Source organism: Saccharospirillum salsuginis (assembly GCF_014651855.1).
Lineage (GTDB): Bacteria > Pseudomonadota > Gammaproteobacteria > Pseudomonadales > Natronospirillaceae > Saccharospirillum > Saccharospirillum salsuginis.
In genome coordinates this window covers 282262-301072 of record NZ_BMXR01000005.1, presented here as the reverse complement: position 1 = coordinate 301072, position 18811 = coordinate 282262, and the positions used below count along the sequence as shown (strand labels likewise).

At 55.1% G+C, this 18811-nt stretch carries 21 protein-coding genes and 1 other RNA gene; 17 read left to right on the top strand and 5 right to left on the bottom strand.

Annotated elements, in window-relative coordinates:
• Nucleotides 1-215 precede the first annotated feature (215 nt).
• From smpB to IE111_RS11865, 5 genes are all read left to right on the top strand, one after another.
• The gene (smpB, locus tag IE111_RS11885; RefSeq protein ID WP_189608862.1) at nucleotides 216-701 is read left to right on the top strand and encodes an SsrA-binding protein SmpB; all 486 of its coding nucleotides are present in this window, start codon (nucleotides 216-218) and stop codon (nucleotides 699-701) included.
• A 132-nt stretch (nucleotides 702-833) separates the two neighbouring features.
• Nucleotides 834-1221, top strand: a transfer-messenger RNA (tmRNA) gene (ssrA, locus tag IE111_RS11880).
• Between the two features lie 164 nt (nucleotides 1222-1385).
• On the top strand, nucleotides 1386-2771 hold the full coding sequence (locus tag IE111_RS11875; protein ID WP_189608856.1) for a replication endonuclease: 1386 nt from the start codon (nucleotides 1386-1388) through the stop codon (nucleotides 2769-2771).
• A 23-nt stretch (nucleotides 2772-2794) separates the two neighbouring features.
• Nucleotides 2795-3040: a hypothetical protein gene (locus IE111_RS11870; protein ID WP_189608854.1), complete on the top strand. Its 246-nt coding sequence runs from the start codon at nucleotides 2795-2797 to the stop codon at nucleotides 3038-3040.
• A gap of 310 nt (nucleotides 3041-3350) precedes the next feature.
• Nucleotides 3351-3689, top strand: coding sequence for a hypothetical protein (locus IE111_RS11865; RefSeq protein WP_189608852.1), 339 nt, complete (start codon nucleotides 3351-3353; stop codon nucleotides 3687-3689).
• A 25-nt stretch (nucleotides 3690-3714) separates the two neighbouring features.
• Here IE111_RS11865 and IE111_RS11860 read toward each other — a convergent pair whose 3' ends face one another.
• Entirely contained in the window at nucleotides 3715-4710 is a 996-nt protein-coding gene (locus tag IE111_RS11860; RefSeq protein ID WP_189608850.1) for a hypothetical protein, read from the bottom strand.
• A 120-nt stretch (nucleotides 4711-4830) separates the two neighbouring features.
• On the opposite strand from IE111_RS11860, the gene xisR reads away from it, so the two are divergent.
• The 6 genes from xisR to IE111_RS11835 all read left to right on the top strand — a co-directional run bounded on the left by xisR (nucleotide 4831) and on the right by IE111_RS11835 (nucleotide 10548).
• Entirely contained in the window at nucleotides 4831-5016 is a 186-nt protein-coding gene (gene xisR / locus IE111_RS24870) for an excisionase family protein (protein ID WP_505973609.1), read from the top strand.
• Nucleotides 4989-6074 (top strand): tyrosine-type recombinase/integrase, encoded by a 1086-nt coding sequence (locus IE111_RS11855; protein ID WP_189608849.1) that lies wholly within the window; start codon nucleotides 4989-4991, stop codon nucleotides 6072-6074. The genes xisR and IE111_RS11855 overlap by 28 nt, the downstream gene beginning before the upstream one ends.
• 119 nt (nucleotides 6075-6193) lie before the next feature.
• Nucleotides 6194-6628 (top strand): Panacea domain-containing protein, encoded by a 435-nt coding sequence (locus IE111_RS11850; protein WP_189608847.1) that lies wholly within the window; start codon nucleotides 6194-6196, stop codon nucleotides 6626-6628.
• 1 nt (nucleotide 6629) lies between these two features.
• On the top strand, nucleotides 6630-7052 hold the full coding sequence (locus IE111_RS11845) for a hypothetical protein (protein ID WP_229805335.1): 423 nt from the start codon (nucleotides 6630-6632) through the stop codon (nucleotides 7050-7052).
• A 502-nt stretch (nucleotides 7053-7554) separates the two neighbouring features.
• Entirely contained in the window at nucleotides 7555-8679 is a 1125-nt protein-coding gene (locus IE111_RS11840) for a M14 family metallopeptidase (protein ID WP_189608846.1), read from the top strand.
• Nucleotides 8680-8868: 189 nt separating this feature from the next.
• The gene (locus tag IE111_RS11835; protein ID WP_189608844.1) at nucleotides 8869-10548 is read left to right on the top strand and encodes an NAD-dependent malic enzyme; all 1680 of its coding nucleotides are present in this window, start codon (nucleotides 8869-8871) and stop codon (nucleotides 10546-10548) included.
• A 107-nt stretch (nucleotides 10549-10655) separates the two neighbouring features.
• On the opposite strand, the gene IE111_RS11830 is transcribed toward IE111_RS11835, so the two are convergent.
• Complete coding sequence (locus IE111_RS11830) at nucleotides 10656-11537, bottom strand: HEPN domain-containing protein (protein WP_189608841.1); 882 nt, start codon at nucleotides 11535-11537, stop codon at nucleotides 10656-10658.
• 328 nt (nucleotides 11538-11865) lie between these two features.
• On the opposite strand from IE111_RS11830, the gene IE111_RS11825 reads away from it, so the two are divergent.
• Together IE111_RS11825 and IE111_RS11820 are read left to right on the top strand one after the other, a co-directional pair.
• On the top strand, nucleotides 11866-12831 hold the full coding sequence (locus IE111_RS11825) for a Fic family protein (protein WP_229805334.1): 966 nt from the start codon (nucleotides 11866-11868) through the stop codon (nucleotides 12829-12831).
• Between the two features lie 95 nt (nucleotides 12832-12926).
• Entirely contained in the window at nucleotides 12927-13298 is a 372-nt protein-coding gene (locus IE111_RS11820; RefSeq protein WP_189608837.1) for a hypothetical protein, read from the top strand.
• A 45-nt stretch (nucleotides 13299-13343) separates the two neighbouring features.
• On the opposite strand, the gene IE111_RS11815 is transcribed toward IE111_RS11820, so the two are convergent.
• Entirely contained in the window at nucleotides 13344-14222 is an 879-nt protein-coding gene (locus IE111_RS11815) for a HEPN domain-containing protein (protein WP_189608835.1), read from the bottom strand.
• Between the two features lie 136 nt (nucleotides 14223-14358).
• Between IE111_RS11815 and IE111_RS11810 the strand changes: the two genes are divergently transcribed.
• The 4 genes from IE111_RS11810 (at nucleotide 14359) to IE111_RS11795 (ending at nucleotide 17150) form a co-directional block, all read left to right on the top strand.
• On the top strand, nucleotides 14359-15327 hold the full coding sequence (locus tag IE111_RS11810; RefSeq protein ID WP_189608832.1) for an NAD(P)-dependent alcohol dehydrogenase: 969 nt from the start codon (nucleotides 14359-14361) through the stop codon (nucleotides 15325-15327).
• Between the two features lie 112 nt (nucleotides 15328-15439).
• On the top strand, nucleotides 15440-15850 hold the full coding sequence (locus IE111_RS11805; RefSeq protein ID WP_189608830.1) for a nucleotidyltransferase substrate binding protein: 411 nt from the start codon (nucleotides 15440-15442) through the stop codon (nucleotides 15848-15850).
• Entirely contained in the window at nucleotides 15847-16164 is a 318-nt protein-coding gene (locus IE111_RS11800; RefSeq protein WP_189608828.1) for a nucleotidyltransferase family protein, read from the top strand. Before IE111_RS11805 ends, IE111_RS11800 begins: the two co-directional genes overlap by 4 nt.
• Before the next feature lie 14 nt (nucleotides 16165-16178).
• Nucleotides 16179-17150, top strand: a complete 972-nt coding sequence (locus tag IE111_RS11795; RefSeq protein WP_189608826.1) for a calcium/sodium antiporter — start codon at nucleotides 16179-16181, stop codon at nucleotides 17148-17150.
• A 193-nt stretch (nucleotides 17151-17343) separates the two neighbouring features.
• Here the strand turns inward: IE111_RS11795 and IE111_RS11790 are convergent, their stop codons facing one another.
• Together IE111_RS11790 and IE111_RS11785 are read right to left on the bottom strand one after the other, a co-directional pair.
• On the bottom strand, nucleotides 17344-18018 hold the full coding sequence (locus IE111_RS11790) for a pirin family protein (RefSeq protein WP_189608824.1): 675 nt from the start codon (nucleotides 18016-18018) through the stop codon (nucleotides 17344-17346).
• 101 nt (nucleotides 18019-18119) lie between these two features.
• The gene (locus IE111_RS11785) at nucleotides 18120-18791 is read right to left on the bottom strand and encodes a haloacid dehalogenase type II (protein ID WP_189608822.1); all 672 of its coding nucleotides are present in this window, start codon (nucleotides 18789-18791) and stop codon (nucleotides 18120-18122) included.
• Nucleotides 18792-18811 lie beyond the last annotated feature (20 nt).

The window sequence follows — 18811 nt, the reverse complement described above, 5'->3', positions numbered from 1 at the left end:
AGTTAAGCCTACATGGACGTATTCACGGCGGTCCCCGGAAGAGCGCGCCCGGGTCCCAGTACGGATTCCAGCCTCCAAATCCAGATTGTGCCGATATTTGACCAACCGGCCAGCTCGAATCGTGCAACTTAGCCTTGCACCACCCCAACCACCGGTCAATTCCCCTATAAACAGCACTGGCCCTGCCCTCAATCCCCCCTGTATAATCGCGCGCCATGAGTAAACCCAAGAAAAAACCCCAACCCGGGGACAGTACCATCGCCAAAAACAAAAAGGCGCGCCACGAATATCAGATCATCGATAAGTATGAGGCGGGCCTGGAGTTGATGGGCTGGGAAGTCAAAAGCCTGAGAGCCGGCAAGGCCCAGCTCGTCGACAGCTACGTCATCTTCAAGAACAATGAAGCCTGGCTGGTGGGCGCCCACTTCACCCCGTTGAACACCGCTTCAACCCACGTCGTGGCCGACCCGACCCGCTCGCGGAAACTGTTGATGCACCGCCGCGAGATCGACAAGCTGGCCCGACAGGCCGAAATGGAAGGCTATACAGCCGTGTGCTTTGCCTTGTACTGGAAAAAGAACAAGGTCAAGGCGGACATCTGCCTGGTAAAAGGCAAGAAGCTGCACGACAAACGCGCCACCATGAAGGAACGGGACTGGAACCGCCAGAAGCAGCGCGTGCTCAAGGCCTATAACCAATAGGCAGAACCTGTTATACTGCGCCATCAGATAGAGGGGGTTGATATTTAAACCAGCGCCCTTATTTGATGAATTGTATTGGGTAGACTGTACAAGGTACCGGCTTTAGAAACACCGAGAACCACCCCGTTTTACGGGGGCGACATGGCTTCGACGTGGGTTACAAAGCTCAAGGTGCATGCCGAGATGGCAGCCAATCTCGTAAAACCAAAGCTGCAAACCAATAGTTGCAAACGATGACAACTACGAGGGCTACGCTCTAGCGGCGTAAACCCCTCAAAACTGGACCCCTTAACCGGTCCGGCGGTCACTGGGCTGTGCCTGAACGGCTCTACTGACTGTCAAAAATTCAGGATCGCAGTGAAGGTTGTCTGGGCCGGAGCTGTTAAATCTTAAATTCCAGGCTCCCCGAGTCGCACCTGTCCTTCGGTAACGGCAAGGGTAAAACAAAGAAGTGACTAAGCATGTAGGACCGAGAGTGGAGAGCTCGCGGACGCGGGTTCGATTCCCGCCGCCTCCACCAATTCCGGGGCTGGTGAAAACCAGCCCCGACCCCTCCCCACCGCTCTACCATGCGGCTTTCAGACCCGAGGGCAATTTTGCCAAGTGGTCTCGAAACGTCTCCATGGGTCTCCAGAATGGCACAATTTAGGCACAAGCCTTGAGGACGTCTCGACCATCAAGCTGATGGCAGCGATCCTGGCCCGGTTTGTTCAGCGCCTTCTGATACAGAGCTCAAATCCAGATCAAGCCCTTCAAGTCGGGTCCCAGGTGGCCACCTTTTTAGAGCTTACCCCGCCAACAGCCACCCAGGGGCGCACAGTGAAAGGATGTGCCCAGCGGTTGGCTGAGCCCAATTGGTGGCGAACCCGATTGGACCGCTACTTCCGCCAAGCAGTCGATAATGCTTACCGGCACCGGGGCCAGGTCCGAGACGGACGTAGTGCCTACCTCTCCCAGCACATCCACAACGAATACCTCCGATCCCAGCAACTCAGCCAAGAACATCTGGAACGGACTTTCCTCGAAAGTGAGGATGGTGAACGGGTGTCACTGGCGGAAGTCTGGAGAAGTACGGTTGCCAATCCAGCCGTGCGGCGCGCTGAGATGATGACTCGAGTTCGGGGTATGGAGGAATACGCCCAGGCGCATGGGTACAGCGGCCTCTTCGTGACCCTCACCCTACCGTCTGAATACCATGCCTCCTATAAGAAAGGGCACAGGAATCCTCGATTCAATGGCAGTACGCCCAAGGATGGAAATGACCATCTCATGAAGCTCTGGGCTCAGATTCGCGCCAAGCTTCATCGAGATAACCTTCGCCCATTCGGCCTCCGAGTCGTCGAACCTCACCACGACGGATGCCCGCATTGGCACTTGATGCTGTTTACTCCCACGGGGACAGAGACCGCGATAAAGCATGTTTTCGAGCACTACACCCTGAAAGATTCAGCCAGGGCCGACCTACTCAAACATCGCCTGAAAATTGTGGATATAGACCCTGCCCGGGGCAGTGCGGCGGGCTATGTCGCCAAATACGTCTCAAAAAACATCGACGGCGCCCACCTCAATACAGACCAAACCGGTCAGCCTCTCAAGGACACACCAACACGGATTCGGGCATGGGCTAGCACCTGGCGTATTCGCCAATTCCAGTTTATGGGCACTCCACCAGTGGGCGTATGGCGTGAATTGCGACGGTTAATGGGAGCGAGTGGCGGTGGCGGTGCCCTGGGCACAGCTGTTGAGGCGGCCGACCGGGGCGACTGGTTCGGATTTATGGAGGCCATGCAAAAACCTCAAGTCGGCGGTGACGGACTGGGTGTGGAGTTGATGAAGGCCCATACAGAGACCGTCAATCGTTATACCGGCGAAATAGTGACCTCACAATTCAATCGGTACGGCGAGCCTCTGGACGGCAAAGTCATAGGCGTCTGCAGCGGCCTATTTCGAATGCCGACTCGGGTACGGCATTGGTTGGGTACCCAATTTGAGCCCCTGAAAGTGATAGGGCTTGTCGGCCGGCAGGCCGACAACCCTGTCAGTTTCAGGGGCAATCTTGGACTTGTGTAAATAACTGTACGGGGACAGCCAGAATGGCACAGATCACTGAAATACCCATGAACGGATTCACCATACAAGACGCGGTGACCTACCTGAATTACCCGGTTGCGGACAAGTCCAAACCCGCAAGCGAACGCTACCAGTTGATGGAGTTGGGGCTCATCGTGGGTGTACTGACCCTCAATGATGAAGTGGAACTTGTCATCAAAATCGGTGGAGGAGTAGAGCAGTATACGCGGCATGAGTTCTCAGCCAAGTTTGAGGTAGTCGATGATTGAGGCCGTTCAGGACTGGGAAGACTCATTTTCTCCCATGGAGCTCTACATCGCCTCGGGGTGTCGGTTTCCATTTTGGATTGCTTCCTGGGCTTATGCTGAGTACGAAGGTCCATCGAGGGCGTGTGTCACGGGTTGGCTACACCTGGAAGAAGACGCCGAAGGTAATAAAGTCCGCACCTCTAGTCCTCGATTCGAGGGCAGCACAGGCCGATTTTCATGCTATAGAGAAGGCGAACCTTCCAAGATTTTGTCTATCGACAGTGTTTCAACAAAAGGGTGGATATCACCCGTAGATCAAGGAGTAAATGATATGGCCAACAAGTTGAGAGGCGGCCAAACCGTGGAGCAGCTTATGAACAGGTACCACGAAAGACTGGTTTCCATGCAGTGCCTGACCAGCAACTGGATGTTGGAAGCACCTGTATTCGAAATCACGGGGGTTTCGTACAGGGCTCCGGAAAACTCTTCAGGTGTCCGTATGGCAGATCTCATCGAGCAAGAGAGCGCCGGAACGCTCGACATGGAGTCTCAGTTTAAAGTGTATGTGAAGGGGCGGGTCTATGATCGATCGGGCAACCTGGTTTTCGAGGAACAGTTATTGGACCCGCTTTCTGAACCTATTTGGCAGGCCTACGAAGTACGCGATTGAACCTACCCGCTCTTTAACAATCTGTTTAGCTCAGAGCATATCGTCCTGATAACGTCATGTGATCGAAGGTGAATACATGCTCTGGGCTGTACCGGCATTTACCGACAATCCGTCCTTTCATCCCCTGGGAGCGACGACCCGGTTCCACGTAGATTTTTCCGCCGCATATCGGACAAGTGCCTGTGTACGATTTGACTCTAATCGCTCTATTAGCCTTCTTAGATCCCTGGTCTGGGCTATAGGGCTCTATTACCAAATAGGATTGATTTGTGAGCTGTGGGGATAGCCAGAGTGGTGATTCATGGATTCCTATATCGCTCGCCTGAAGGAACGGCCAAATCAGTTTTATTGTGAGCAACAATACGGATATCCCGATGATGATGGTCCAAGTGGCTTGTTTAGGGTATCCCAACGTCACCGCTGCCAAAAACATAGCAATAAAAGATATCAGGATAATTACTGGAGCCAGTGCCATAGACCATGTAAATCGTCCGGTCATCGCAAATTCACTGAGATGCTTTGATAGTCCCCTCAGTTTAGGAGCTGAGAACAGTTCGTATTGTATTGTTAGTGGTGAATCTGCATGTAGGTTTGATACTGGGGCTGAAACCGGGCCGTTTTCCGGTGTCAATGGCTCAGTATCCAGGCAGAGGAATTTACGTTTTCCTTGAGTTTCAGATTTTATTCGCAGTCGCTGTCGTTTTTCCGATTTATTCAGTGTGCTATCTAGATGAGGCCGATATACCTCCAAGTGGTTTTCCAGCTTCTTCAAGTGGCGATTGAGAAAACGCCGGGCTTCTTCCGAATCATTGGTGCGTTTGATTCTGCTGACAATGTCAGTAGTGGTGAAGCTAATTTTATCCTCCGGTACACCTTGCTCTGCATGTTCTCTTGTCATGTCGATCAGAGCTCGGAGCACTTCCATTGGACGAGACTCGGGGTCCACTTCTTCAATTTGAGACAGTGTTAGGAAAGTGGTTTCCGCTACTGATAGCGCTTCACTTTTCGTTGATTGATCCATAGCCAAATTCCTTGAAACCCGCATGAATGCTGATGCTTTACCGGTACGGTACCGGTTCTGACCGGTCAAAACCGATCCAGACCGAGGGAGACTATAACCGAACCCACACCGGAGAAACACATGGGACGGTACGTCACTATCAAACGCTATTCAGAGCTCTCAGGATACTCAGAAGAAGCGATTCGCCAGAAGATTAAGAAAGGGATCTGGCGTCTATCCAAGCATGTCCATCGCGCACCCGATGGTCGTCTGTTAATCAATGTTGAGGAGGTCGAGAAGTGGATCGTAAGCTGCCCAGAGGTATAACGGTTAGAGGGAATAGTCTCCAGTTGAGTTTCACTTATCAAGGTGAACGGTTTCGGGAGTCCCTGCGTATGTCGCCTACCAAGCCAAACATTAACGCAGCCAAGCTGAAGTTGGGGGCCATACAGCATGATATTGCCATGGGTACTTTCGACTTCGGTCGTTACTTTCCCAACAGCAAGCATGCTCTCAGGTTGGGTAATAGTCAAAAGCAATTAATTACAATTGATCGATTGCTTAATGATTGGCTCAAGCGTGTAAAAGATCGTACAGCATATAGCACTCTTAGAGACTACAGTTCATCAGTAAGGTTTCACCTGATTCCAAAGTTTGGTTCTAGAAAAATTGGTGATTTGAAATCAACTGAAGTTGAGGAATGGCTAAACTCTTTGCCGATTACAGGAAAACGGAAAAGGAATATATTAATACCACTTCGCCAGGCATTTGAAGATGCAATATATGATGGACTAGTCGATTACAATCCTATGCAGCGAGTGAGAAACCCAAAGAATACCAGGTCAGAGCCTAATCCATTTTCCCAGCAAGAGGTTGAAAGAATCATAGCTGCATTAGAAGGTCCAGAAAAAAACCTCTTTCTATTTGCATTCGAGTCAGGACTTCGGACATCGGAACTGATCGCGCTTAAATGGGAGGATGTGGATTTTAAATCTGAGCTTATTCATGTGCGAAGAGCCTGTGTTAGGGGGCGGCTTAAAGATACAAAAACGACTTCCGGGTGGAGGTCAGTTACCTTATCAGACAAAGCTGTAAACTGTCTTAGGGATCAATGGAGTCGCCAAGAAAATCAGGACGGATATGTTTTTTATGATCCGAAATACTTACGACGCTGGTCAGATGATCAAGTTATAAGGAAGAGAGTTTGGATGAAAGCCATCAAACGGTCAGGTGTTGAATATAGAAACCCATACCAAACGAGGCATACCTATGCTTCAAGGTTGCTTTCAATGGGTGAAAATCCGCTTAAAGTAGCTTACCAAATGGGCCACAAAGACTGGGGTGTCATTAGGCTAGTATATGGTAGGTGGATAGGTAATAGGTAAAAGCAATGAGTTGGTGGCTGTTTATTTATACAGTATTGTATTATTTGAGGAGTTGAACTGGTAGAATTCGCCACCATTTTCTACAGTATTGAAAAGACCTCAAAAAAAAGGAGGTATATATGGCAGAAGTTACAAGAGTAGCAGAATACTTTTTATTCTTGGATTCAGAGGCAGAAGGTGATGGTATTTCCAATCTGAAACTTCAGAAACTCGCTTATTATGCTCAAGGCTTCTATTTAGCTCTATATAATAGACCTCTGTTTGAAAGTAAGGTCGAAGCATGGACGCATGGTCCAGTCGTTGTAGACCTATATCATCGGTATAAAGGGTATGGGTCCGAAGCCATACCTCCCGCTGACTCCGCAGATTTTTCAGATTTGACAGATGATGAGATTAGTCTGTTAGATGAAGTATTTGATGTTTTTGGTCAATACTCAGCTTGGAAGCTCAGAAACATGAGTCATGAGGACAGGCCATGGCTTGATCATGAGGTTCAGGCGGACGAAATCTCCCAACCAGAGATGGCCGAGTACTTTAAAACTAAGTTAAATTAGTATGTCAGCAAAAAAGAGAACAAGGATCCAAAACAAAGGAGCGAACAAAGGAGGGCGCTTCCATGCGGAAGAACCACCAGACTATAATTCTCGGCCTCCTGTTTTTTCATTAGAAAGGCTCCAGACTGGGGATTATTGTCTTTCCAAATTAGACAAAAACCATAAGGCTGCTTTTGCTGAAGCAATTTTTAAGAGGAAAAACCTCGCCTGGAGAGAAATTGCACGCTCCGGAAGGCATTCTTTAGGGACAGAAAAGATTCCGAAGCACCAAATTAAAGCAGCAATACCCCCATTCATAACAGAAGACCAAGATCATTTTCTTGTTTTTCGTTACCATGGGACATGCCCTATGGTTGGATTCCGGAAGCATGATGTGTTCTATGTGTTGTGGTTTGATCATGACTTCTCACTGTACGATCATTGATCACTTTGACACGATTTAGCCACTCTCCCTTGTAAGTGTTTGAAAGGTAAGAAAATATGCAAGGTTCGATTCCCGCCGCCTCCACCATATCCCAAAAAGGCCACCCAACCGGGTGGCTTTTTTTTTGGGATATGGTGGAGGCGGCGGGAATGGTTCGCTAAAGCGCCGGGTTCGACAAATCGGCAGGACAGCCGATTTGGACGCCCGGAGGGCGCCCCGCAGGGGTGAGGCCCATGGATGGGCCGAATCCTTCCCGCCGCCGTGCAACGCCTCCCCCAACCGGGCAGCTTTTTCTTGAAATATGGTGGAGGCGGCGGGAATGGTTCGCTAAAGCGCCCGGGTTCGACAAATCGGCAGGACAGCCGATTTGGACGCCCAAAGGGCGCCCCACAATTCACTCCGGTTACGGGGTCCAGTTCAGTCATTGCCTTTTTACCGGCGGCTGTGGTGAGGTAGCATCAAGAGCTGCTTTACAACCACGTTTCAATCAGGAGCCATTCGCATGCACATTAATCAGCGTTTCGATGGTGGTAACATTGTTTGTCTGGATGCCTCTGACCCGAGCGCTGTGCAATTGCAGATCCGCTCCGATGTCGGGGATGAGCACAAGCAGTGGTTCTATTTTCAGGTACTGGACGCACGGGATCAGGCATGCCGGTTCGACATCACCAATGCTGGCGAAGTGTCCTACCCCAATGCCTTCCATGACTATCAGGCGGTGGCCTCCTACGATCGTGAGTTCTGGTTTCGGGTGCCTACCCGTTACGATGGCCAGACGCTGACCATCGAGCACAGCCCCGAGACCGACAGTATCTACTATGCTTATTTTGCTCCCTACAGTTTTGAGCGGCATCAGCAACTGATCGCCGCGACGCTGGTCTCGCCACGGGTTCAGGCGGATACATTGTGTATCACCCCGGATGGTCATCCGCTGACCCGCCTGACCATTGGTGAACCCGCCTCAGGCAAGAAAGTGTGCTGGGTCATCGGTCGCCAGCACCCGGGTGAGACCATGGCGGAATGGTGGATGGAGGGTTTTCTGGAGCGACTGCTGGATGAACAGGACAGTCTGAGTCGCCAGCTACTGGAGCATTGCGTGTTTCATGTCGTGCCCAATATGAACCCGGACGGCAGTGTGCGCGGACATCTACGTTGCAACGCCCATGGTCGTAACCTGAACCGGGAGTGGCTGGAACCGAGTAAGGCGTTTTCACCGGAAGTCTATTTTGTGCGCGAAGCCATGGCTAAAACCGGTGTCGACCTCTGCCTGGATGTCCATGGCGATGAAGAACTGCCCTACAACTTCATTGCCGGGGCGGAGGGCATTCCCGCCTGGAACACACACATGGCCGAACAGCTCAACACCTTCAAGTCGGTGCTGCAAACCGTCTGCCCGGATTTCCAGACCGAAGCCGGCTATCCGGTAGCCGAGCCCGGCAAAGCCAACCTGACCCTGTGCACGGCCTATGTGGCCGAACATCACCAATGTCTGGCGATGACACTGGAAATGCCGTTCAAGGACACCACCACGACGCCCATGCCGACGACCGGCTGGTCACCGGACCGCTGCCAGCGCCTGGGGGCAGCGAATCTTGATGCCATGTGGCAGGTCCTGCCGTTGTTGTAATGGAGGGGAAACGATGCGTGGTCGACCCATGACGACACCGGACCCCATCGTACTGATACCCGGAGCTGGGTTGCGGCAGCCTCAGGGCTGAGTGACGAGACAACGGAAACAGTCTGCTGTATTGATGCTAACATTCGGCAATCAGCGCATTGTTAACCCACCTAATCACTTGGATTCTATAAACCCGCTATGAGCCATTCTGAAAAACGCCCGCTCTACATTCCTTACGCAGGGCCAACCCTGCTTGAGTTGCCGTTATTGAACAAAGGCAGCGCCTTTACGCAGGAAGAGCGGGTTTCGTTCAACCTGATCGGGTTGTTGCCACAGAACGTGGAGACCATAGAAGAGCAGGCCGAGCGTGCTTATCGTCAATACCAGCTGTGCCAGAGTGATCTGGACCGGCACATTACCCTGCGCGCGATCCAGGATGACAATGAAACGCTGTTTTTCCGCCTGCTGGAAGATCACCTCGAGGAAATGCTACCCATCATCTATACCCCAACGGTCGGTGAGGCCTGCCAGGAGTTTTCCAATATTTACCGCAACCACCGGGGGTTGTTCATCAGCTACCCGGACCGCGACTATATGGACGATATTCTGCGCAGTGCCACCAAAGACAATGTGAAAGTCATCGTCGTGACCGATGGCGAGCGCATTCTGGGTCTGGGCGATCAGGGCATTGGTGGGATGGGTATTCCCATTGGCAAGTTGTCGCTGTACACCGCCTGTGGTGGCATCAGCCCTGCCAACACCTTGCCGATTATGCTGGATGTGGGCACCAATAATCAGACCCTGTTGAACGACCCCATGTACATGGGCTGGCGCCATAATCGCATCAGCCAGAATGAATACGATGCCTTTATTGAGCAATTCATTCAGGCGGTGAAACGCCGCTGGCCGGATGCCTTGTTGCAGTTTGAAGATTTTGCCCAGACCAACGCCATGCCGCTGCTGGAGCGCTACCGCGATGAGTTGTGCTGCTTCAATGATGACATTCAGGGAACGGCGTCGGTCTGTGTGGCAACGCTGTTGGCGGCCTGTAAGGCCAAGGGCGAACCGGTCAGCGAGCAGCGTGTCGCTTTTGTGGGCGCCGGCTCGGCGGGCTGCGGTATTGCCGAGCAGATTATTGTGGCGATGCAGGATGAAGGCCTGTCGGAAGCCGAGGCCCGCAAGCGCGTTTTTATGGTAGACCGGTTTGGTTTGCTCACCAGCGATATGGTGGACCTTTATGATTTCCAGGCACGGCTGGCACAACCAGCACAGAGTACGGCGGGCTGGCCGGGCACGGACTTGCAGGACGTGGTTGAACAGGTGAAACCCACCATCTTGATCGGTGTGTCCGGTCAGCGGGGCTTGTTCACTGAAGACGTTATTAAGGCGCTGCACGCGGGGTGTGATCGGCCCCTTGTCATGCCATTGTCCAACCCGACCTCCAAAGTCGAGGCCACGCCCGCCGACGTGCTGACCTGGACCCATGGTCAGGCGCTGGTCGCGACAGGTTCGCCCTTTACCCCGGTCACCCTGAACGGCCAGACATACCCTATCGCCCAGTGTAACAACGCCTATATCTTCCCCGGTATCGGTCTCGGTGTGCTGGCTGTTGGCGCCGATCGGATTACCGACACCATGTTGATGGCCGCATCAAAGGCGCTGGCCAATCAAGCACCCATGGTACAAACCGGGGAGGGCGCGCTGCTGCCACCGCTGGCCGAGATACGCGAGACCAGCAAACTGATCGCCTTCGCCGTCGCGCGACAGGCACAAGCCGATGGCGTGGCCCTGATGAGCAGCGAGGAGCATGTTCGCGAGACCATCGAAGCGAACTTCTGGATACCCCGCTATCGGCGGTATCGCCGCCGGGCGGTCTGACTCGGGCGTCGACCCGTTAGATCCTGAATCAGTAATATGCCCTGCGGGACAGGCAGGGCCATCGTCTGGCCGAACCCCACAACGAATACCTTTGAGCCAGCGGCTGTTTATGATGTTTCGGGGTCGGTTGCTGCCGCATCAAATCCTTCGATTCGTTCCAAACAAAGCCGCTCGGCCAGGGACTGCAATAACTGCACTCTCTCGCTCAACCAATCCAGGTCTTCCCGGGTGATCCGATAGGCTGGGCTGTAGCGCGCGCTCACGTAGGCCTGCCGAAGCAATTCGAACCGGTCTTTCTCCTCCCGGGAACCCTGCGGAAACACTTTCAAAAACTCCGGCTCGAGGCTGGCGACCAGGTCGCTCAGTCTTTCCAGGTCGTGGGTCTTGGGTTTGTAGCGGGTGAACACCAGAAGGATGGCGTTGTATAAGCGTTCGGTCTTTTGGTGGAGGTCAAATGCGGCTTCCGTATATTCTTCTTCCGCCAAGCAAAATCTGAATTTCTTGTCGACGCTGTTGACCTTCTCCATCCAATACTCGAAATCCTGTTCCGCCAGCCGCTTCCGTTCCTTGGGGCTCAGTGCTCCTGGCTCGGCCAGCTCCAGTTTCCCCGAGTCGTGCAACATGACGCCTTCCTTGAGGATATCGGCAAAGAAAAACTGACCTTTGGTCAGATTCCGGTTCACGAAGTGGATGTCATGGGCGATCAGGGTCACCGGTGTGCGCAGGCTTCGGGACAGCTCTTTACGCAGCGAATCCTTTCGTTCGATTCTGAGGGCCTTGGCCTCGCTCTTCGCCACCGCCAACAGGTCGAAGTCGCTCTGGTATTGGTAATGAACGCCATCGTCGGCCATTTCTTCCTGCCAGTCGCCACGGGCGTAGCTTCCGAACAGGATCAGCATCTCGGGTTTGACGGATTCCAGGATGATATCCACAGCCCGGCGCAACTCGTGTCTCTTGGGCTCGGGCAGGTGGTCGAGGCTCGTTTTCATGGCGCGATGGTATCAGCTTTCGTGATCGGTGCCAGCTTCGTTAAGAGGCTATCGCCAAGTACGTCCCAATGCAGTTTAATCGATTCGATCAACATCCCATAAATAGAGGCATGAGCGAGTTACAAATATTGACAATCTCTGCGGCCAGTGCCACTTTTACGCTCGACTGTCCCAACTCTGGAGCCGGTGGGCACTCGTCTCTCCTACTCCGAATTGGACCCCCGCAAAGAGCCAAGCTCGAAAACGACCTCTACAACATAGTGCTACTCCACCTCACCCGTGAGGCAATATGAAAGCTCAGCCGCCCTATACCATGACTCCGAAGATTGTGAATCTGATCGCCACGATCAGCGAGACCGTCGGGCGTCTGACCGCATTTGAAGAACAGAACAAGGCATTGCGGCTACGGCGAATCAACCGCGTCCGTACCATTCATGGCTCACTGGCCATTGAAGGCAACACCTTGAGCGAAGCGCAGATCACCGCGATTCTGGACGGCAAGCCAGTCATTGCCCCGCCCCGTGAGGTCCAGGAAGTGAAGAACGCCCTGGCTGCCTATGATCGGTTCGACACTTGGAAGCCAGAGGCCGAAGAAGACTTGTTGGGGGCGCATCGGATTCTAATGTCCGGCCTGATTGACGAGGTGGGCATGTATCGGAACGGCGGCGTGGGAGTGATGTCGGGCCAGCAGGTGATCCATATGGCACCGCCGGCGGACCGGGTACCGCACCTGATGGCCGACCTGTTTGGCTGGCTGGCCGATACGGATGCGCACCCGCTTGTTGCCAGTTCCGTCTTTCACTACGAGTTCGAATTCATCCATCCCTTTGCCGACGGCAACGGCCGTATGGGGCGGTTGTGGCAGAGCCTGATTTTGGCCCGCTGGCATCCTCTGTTTGCAGGCATCCCCGTGGAAAGTCTGGTCTTCGAGCACCAGGCCGAGTACTACCAGTCCATCCAGGAAAGTACCCGCGAGACTGACTCCGCGCCCTTCATCGCCTTCATGCTGCGGATGATCCTCGATACTCTGACCAGCTCGACCCCGGAAGTGGCGCCGGAAGTTACCCCGGAAGTACGACTGATCTCAATTCTTTCCGGAGAGATGACCCGTCAACAGCTCAAAGAGGCGCTCGGGCTGAAAGATGATGAGCATTTCCGCAAAGCCTATCTGCTCCCGGCTCTGGATGCCGGACTGATTGAAATGACCATCCCTGACAAGCCGCGCAGCAGCAAACAGAAATACCGTCTGACAGACAAGGGCCGCCAGGTGATGGCCCGGCACGGTGGTGGGTAACTTACGACAAATTTGCCTGGAGCAAATTTGCACAGCCGAAAGGCTGGTCCCGGAGGAACGGCCTCCAGGGATGGAGGCCGCACAAACGTGAAGCAGTGAGTTTCCGCGCCTGGGCACCGGATTTCGATAGGTGGCCTGAGAGCTGGATGGGTGTTGAGGAAGATCTCGCCTACGGCAAGAAGCTGTTGCCCTGGTTTGCCGGTTTTCTGCAGGCGCTTTATGCCGAGGGTTTGTCCCGAAAGACCTTCGTCCAGTATCGCGACCACCTTTTGTCGCTTGGTGGCACTATCATCCGAGAGGTTTCACTGTACGGGGAGTATCAGGTCGACCCGCTGGAGAGTTTGCGCGAATCGGTGGCTGATGACGGTATTTTGCCCGATCATTACGACCAGATGACCCGGGCCGAATTGAAAGCGTTCGAGCGCATGTGCCGCAGGTTTGAAAAATATCTTGTGGAGTCGTATTGATGTGAGAGGCTCTTTTGCCCTGTCATGGCGTTCGGATAGCTGGTGTTAGAATTGATGACCGGTCGCCGCCGCTTCGAAACCCGCGATCCGTTCAAGGCAAAGACGCGTGGCCAGGGTCTCCAGCAACCGAACCCTCTCGCTCAACCAATCCAGGTCTTCCCGGGTGATCCGATAGGCGGGGCTGTAGCGCGCGCTCACGTAGGCCTGCCGAAGCAATTCGAACCGGTCTTTCTCCTCCTGGGAACCCTGCGGAAACACTTTTAAAAATTCAGGTTCAAGGCTGGCGACCAGGTCGCTCAGTCTTTCCAGGTCGTGGGTCTTGGGTTTGTAGCGGGTGAACACCAGAAGGATGGCGTTGTATAAGCGTTCGGTCTTTTGATGGAGGTTAAAGGCGGCTTCTGAATATTCCTCTTCTTCCAAACAGAATCCGAATACTTTATCGACGCTAGCGACCTTATCCATCCAATACTCGAAATCCTGCTCCGCCAGCCGCTTCCGTTCCTTGGGACTCAGCGCTCCTGGCTCGGCCAGCTCCAGTTTGCCCGAATTGTGCAGCATGACGCCTTCCTTGAGGATATCGGCAAAGAAGAACTGACCTTTGGTCAGATTCCGGTTCACGAAGTGGATGTCATGGGCGATCAGGGTCACCGGTGTGCGCAGGCTTCGGGACAGCTCTTTACGCAGTGAATCCTTTCGTTCGATTCTGAGGGCCTTGGCCTCGCTCTTCGCCACCGCCAACAGGTCGAAGTCGCTCTGGTATTGGTAGTGCACCCCATCGTCGGCCATTTCTTCCTGCCAGTCGCCACGGGCGTAGCTTCCGAACAGGATAAGCATCTCGGGTTTGACGGATTCCAGGATGATGTCCACAGCCCGGCGCAACTCGTGTCGTTTGGGCTCGGGCAGGTGGTCGAGGCTCGTTTTCATGGCCAAATGGTATCAGCTTTCCGTGGGGCTGACAGCGTTCAACCCGAAGTGACTTGTGGCTGATTGCTGTGTGGTCAATTCATGGTCATGCTACAAACCGAATACCTCCAAAATCCGATCGCACAAGGAAGCTCTCATGAAAGCCCTCGTCCTCCGCCAGTACGGCCTCTCCGGTGCCCAAGTCGAGGACGTGGAAACGCCCATCCCCGGTGAAAACCATATCCTTATCAAGGTTCGTGCGGCCTCGCTTAATGACTGGGATCTGGGCATCATCGAGGGCAAACCTCTTGCTCTTCGGCCGATGTATGGCCTGTTCAAGCCTAAAATCCGAACGCCCGGTTGTGACGTCGCCGGCACGGTCTTGTCCGTCGGTGCCAAGGTCAGCCGGTTCAAGGAGGGGGATGCGGTGTATGGCGATCTGCACGACTGCGGTTTTGGCAGCCTCGCCGAATACGCCTTGGCCCGGGAGCAGGATCTGATGCCCATGCCGGCTTCGCTCTCCTTCGAGCAGGCCGCCGCGCTGCCGCATGCCGCCACCCTGGCCTGGCAGGCTATCCACGACGACCTGGAGCGATATGCCGGCGGTTCACTGTTGATCAATGGGGCCGGTGGTGGTGTGGGTCCCATCGCACTGCAACTGGCCAAGCTGAAGAGGATGACGGTGACCGGGGTGGATCGGGCGTCCAAGTTGGCGGCGTTGCAAGAGCAAGGGTTCGACGCTGTCCTGGACGGGGAGGCAGAGGATTTTACCCGACAGGGGAAAGCGTATGACCTGATTCTGGATGTCCAGACCCGCAAGTCGCCAGGCGACTATCTCCGCGCTTTGAAACCGGGTGGTACCTATGTGACGGTGGGTGGGGCCTTGCCGAAGTTGCTGACTATCGGGCTACTGGGGCGTTTTTTTGGCCGGGCTCAATCCAAACAAATTCGGTTGTTGGCCTTGAAAGCCAATGTGGGGCTGGAAGCGCTTCACGCGGTGTTCGAGCTAGGGCAGGTCCGGCCGATTATTGACGGGCCATATCCGCTGGAGGCGGTTCAGGAAGCGCTCCAACGGTATCGTCAGTCACGCCAGGTCGGCCGGGTGGTGATTGTCATGGGACAGTAGGTCGCGTTTGTCTCGTCACCTTCAAGTCCGCCGTGGTTTCGCCCATAATGCTCGAAGCGTCGGGCCGTTCGCTATGGCGCCGATTCAATACGATCCGGAGTCCCCCCTCCTCATGAACGACCATTTGGATATCAGTCCGTTGGAGAAGGCGATTGAACGGCTCGATGAAGGCCTCAAGCGCTATCGACAGGATATAACCGACCTGCAAATCCGCGATGGGTTGGTCCAGCGTTTCGAATTCACCTATGAGCTGAGCCACAAATTGCTGAAACGGTATTTGAAATACGCCTCGGTAACTCCTGAACAGTACGACACCATGCCGTTTCAGGACCTGATCCGCTCGGCCAATGAACAGGGGGTGCTGCGGGGGGATTGGCCAGCCTGGCGCACGTATCGCGAAATGCAAGGGCGTACCAGCCACACCTATGATGAAGAGGTTGCCTTGCAGGTGGTCGCCGGCATTCCCGAGTTTTTGGAGGAGGCGTGCCACCTTCGCGATCAATTGAGGGCGCGCCTCGCATGAACCCGGTTCAGCCACCCATTGACGTCACCCCGGAACAATGGCTCATCATTCAGCGCATTCTCCAGCGGCACCTCGCCGGATACGACGTATGGGCGTTCGGCTCGCGGGCCAGGGGCACGGCAAGACCCTTCTCCGATCTGGATTTGGCCGTCATCACCGAAAAGCCGTTGACGATGAACCGCCTGTCCGCGTTGACGAGTGACTTTTCCGAGTCCGACCTGCCCTGGAAAGTGGATGTTGTGGATTGGTCGACCCTTTCCGATTCCTTCAAACAGATCATCTCCCGGGATAAAGTCGTCTTACAGCACGGCTAAACTAAGGAATTCTAATGTGGATTGCTTTGCTCGCCGTTGTCGCGGGTCTGGCCCTGCTGGTCTGGAGCGCGGATCGATTCGTGGACGGGGCCTCGGCCACCGCGCGTCACTTCGGTATGCCGGCCCTGCTCATCGGCATGGTCATTGTCGGCTTCGGCACCTCGGCGCCGGAAATGGTCGTCTCCGCTTTGGCGGCCACCCAGGGCAATCCGGGGATCGCGCTCGGTAACGCCTACGGTTCCAACATCACCAATATCGCCTTGATTCTCGGGATAACGGCTTTGATCAGCCCCATTGCCGTTCATTCCACCGTACTGCGCAAGGAGTTGCCGATTCTGACCGGCGTGACGCTGCTGGCCATCTGGCAGTTGTGGGACGGTGAACTCACCCGGCTCGACACCTGGATCCTGCTGGGCGTGTTCGCGGTTTTGATGGGATGGACCGTTTTTCAGGGAATGCGCCGGCCGGACGATGCGCTGGGTCGGGAAGTGGAGCAGTCGCTGGAAGTCCACACTATGCCGCTGCGGCGCTCTGTGTTCTGGCTGGTCGTGGGATTGGTGCTGCTGATCGTCAGTTCGCGGGTGCTGGTCTGGGGTGCTGTGGACATCGCCACCCGGCTTGGCGTCAGTGATTTGATCATCGGGCTCACCATTGTGGCGGTGGGCACCTCCTTGCCGGAACTGGCGTCGTCCCTGATCGCCGCCCGCAAAGGGGAACACGATATTGCGCTCGGCAATGTACTGGGTTCGAACCTGTTCAATACACTGGCTGTCGTCGGCATCGCCGGCATGATTTCGCCGATGGCGGTCGGACCGGAATTGCTGGCTCGCGATCTGCCTGTGATGGCGGCGCTGACCGTGTCGCTGTTTGTGATCGGGTATGGGTTTCGGGGCGCCGGGCGGATCAATCGGCTCGAAGGCGGATTGTTGCTGGCGGCGTTTGCCGTTTATACCGGTGTATTGATCGTGTCTGTGTTTGGTGGTTAACGGGTAGGGCAGAAGAGCCCGAGGCGATATCTGCCGTTTGTCGACTGACATAGCCTGGGGATGTAGGGCAGAAGAGCGTAAGCGTTATCTGCCGTTAGCAGGACACTAAGCCACTGGATATGCCAAGGGCAACGTAGCCTACCCACGGCAGATAACGGCTTCGCCTCTTCTGCCCTACAAAACAGGACCACAACTAGGGCAAGTCGAACACCAGCACTTCGGCATGATGGTCCCCCTTGAACTCGACCGTGGCGTCGTCGAAGGCCGCGCCATCACCCGGGCCGATGATTTCGCCGTTGGCGGTGATCAGGCCGTCGACACCATGCACGTACACCTTCTTCCCCTCGGGTTTGAATATCCAGTCCTCACCACCACGATAGCGCCACAGCCGACCATCGGTGTGGGCCCTTAAGGCACCGTCCTCAGTCGGGTGCAGAATAGGCGTGCCCCCCGGTCGTTTTTCAAAGGCTTTCTGGTCGTAACGCGGCTCGACGCCTTTTTCATTCGGCAACAGCCAGATCTGCAGGAAATGCAGCGGCTCGGTGGCGGAGGCGTTGTATTCGCTGTGCAACACGCCGGTGCCGGCGCTCATGATCTGGAATTCACCCGCCTCGATGCGTTGTGTATGGCCCAGGCTGTCCCTGTGCTCAATGGTGCCGTCGAGCACATAGGACAGGATTTCCATGTCCCGGTGGCCGTGCGTCTCGAAGCCGGCGCCGGGGTTGACCCGGTCGTCGTTGATGACCCTCAGCACCGACAGGCCCATATGTTCGGGGTCGTAGTAGTGACCGAACGAGAAACTGTGGCGGCTGAGCAGCCAGCCGAAACTGGCGCGGCCACGGTCGGCGGCGGGGCGTTTGTAGATCATGTCGAATCTCCTCATCCGTTGAAGTGATCATTGGCGGGGCGCTTCCGTGCGCATAGCGAGGCTTTTTGTCAAAGCCGCTCAAATTTTCTGACGGGTTTCGACTAGAGGTCGAGCACTCCGGGCAACTCGGTCAGGGTCCGCAGAATGGCATCCGGCTCCTGGTCCCAGGGGTCGAACAAGACGTCGCCCCGGCGCACCCAGGCGGTACGCCAGCCGGCGGCCTTGGCGCCGAGAATGTCGAACGGGTTGCCCGAGATCAGCCAGGTCCGGTTGGGTTCGGCGTCGGTGGTCTCCAGGAAGTGCTGATACACCCGGGGCGAGGGTTTGAAGGTGCGAATCACCTCGACGCTGACGATGCCTTCCAGATGGCTCAGCAGGTCCGCGTTCGAGAGCAGGTCCGTCGCCACCGCAGCCTCGCCGTTGGTGAAGGCGAACGGCCTCACCGGCAGGTCCTCCAACTGCGCCAGCAGGGTTTTGGCGTCGTCGAAGGGCGGCAGGTGTCGGTAGGTGTCCATCAGAGTGTCTTCCATGTCCGGTTCGATCGAGCGGCCGGCTTCCGCCAGTGCGAAGCGCAGTGCCTGACGGGTGCAGGTGGCGAACGGTTGATAGTGTTCCATCAACGCCTTGCGGAAACTGTACTCCAGTTGCTTGTCGCGCCAGCGTCGGCTGAGACGTTCGCCCAGTTCCGCATCGTCGAGGGCGTCACCGAGCGCCGTCTGGATGCCGCCGGTGTCGATCAGGGTGCCATAAACATCGAAAGCCAGTGTCAGCATGGTCCGCCTCCCGTTGAATC

Excerpts from the sequence above, each read along its gene's own strand:
- IE111_RS11785 (WP_189608822.1), bottom strand. The coding sequence starts at position 18,791 with ATGCTGACACTGGCTTTCGATGTTTATGGCACCCTGATCGACACCGGC.
- IE111_RS11845 (WP_229805335.1), top strand. The coding sequence starts at position 6,630 with ATGTCAGCAAAAAAGAGAACAAGGATCCAAAACAAAGGAGCGAACAAA.
- IE111_RS11835 (WP_189608844.1), top strand. The coding sequence starts at position 8,869 with ATGAGCCATTCTGAAAAACGCCCGCTCTACATTCCTTACGCAGGGCCA.
- IE111_RS11870 (WP_189608854.1), top strand. The coding sequence starts at position 2,795 with ATGGCACAGATCACTGAAATACCCATGAACGGATTCACCATACAAGAC.
- IE111_RS11800 (WP_189608828.1), top strand. The coding sequence starts at position 15,847 with ATGAACCCGGTTCAGCCACCCATTGACGTCACCCCGGAACAATGGCTC.
- IE111_RS11860 (WP_189608850.1), bottom strand. The coding sequence starts at position 4,710 with ATGGATCAATCAACGAAAAGTGAAGCGCTATCAGTAGCGGAAACCACT.
- IE111_RS11790 (WP_189608824.1), bottom strand. The coding sequence starts at position 18,018 with ATGATCTACAAACGCCCCGCCGCCGACCGTGGCCGCGCCAGTTTCGGC.
- IE111_RS11815 (WP_189608835.1), bottom strand. The coding sequence starts at position 14,222 with ATGAAAACGAGCCTCGACCACCTGCCCGAGCCCAAACGACACGAGTTG.
- IE111_RS11865 (WP_189608852.1), top strand. The coding sequence starts at position 3,351 with ATGGCCAACAAGTTGAGAGGCGGCCAAACCGTGGAGCAGCTTATGAAC.
- IE111_RS11795 (WP_189608826.1), top strand. The coding sequence starts at position 16,179 with ATGTGGATTGCTTTGCTCGCCGTTGTCGCGGGTCTGGCCCTGCTGGTC.
- IE111_RS11840 (WP_189608846.1), top strand. The coding sequence starts at position 7,555 with ATGCACATTAATCAGCGTTTCGATGGTGGTAACATTGTTTGTCTGGAT.
- IE111_RS11830 (WP_189608841.1), bottom strand. The coding sequence starts at position 11,537 with ATGAAAACGAGCCTCGACCACCTGCCCGAGCCCAAGAGACACGAGTTG.
- xisR (WP_505973609.1), top strand. The coding sequence starts at position 4,831 with ATGGGACGGTACGTCACTATCAAACGCTATTCAGAGCTCTCAGGATAC.
- IE111_RS11850 (WP_189608847.1), top strand. The coding sequence starts at position 6,194 with ATGGCAGAAGTTACAAGAGTAGCAGAATACTTTTTATTCTTGGATTCA.
- IE111_RS11805 (WP_189608830.1), top strand. The coding sequence starts at position 15,440 with ATGAACGACCATTTGGATATCAGTCCGTTGGAGAAGGCGATTGAACGG.
- smpB (WP_189608862.1), top strand. The coding sequence starts at position 216 with ATGAGTAAACCCAAGAAAAAACCCCAACCCGGGGACAGTACCATCGCC.
- IE111_RS11875 (WP_189608856.1), top strand. The coding sequence starts at position 1,386 with ATGGCAGCGATCCTGGCCCGGTTTGTTCAGCGCCTTCTGATACAGAGC.
- IE111_RS11810 (WP_189608832.1), top strand. The coding sequence starts at position 14,359 with ATGAAAGCCCTCGTCCTCCGCCAGTACGGCCTCTCCGGTGCCCAAGTC.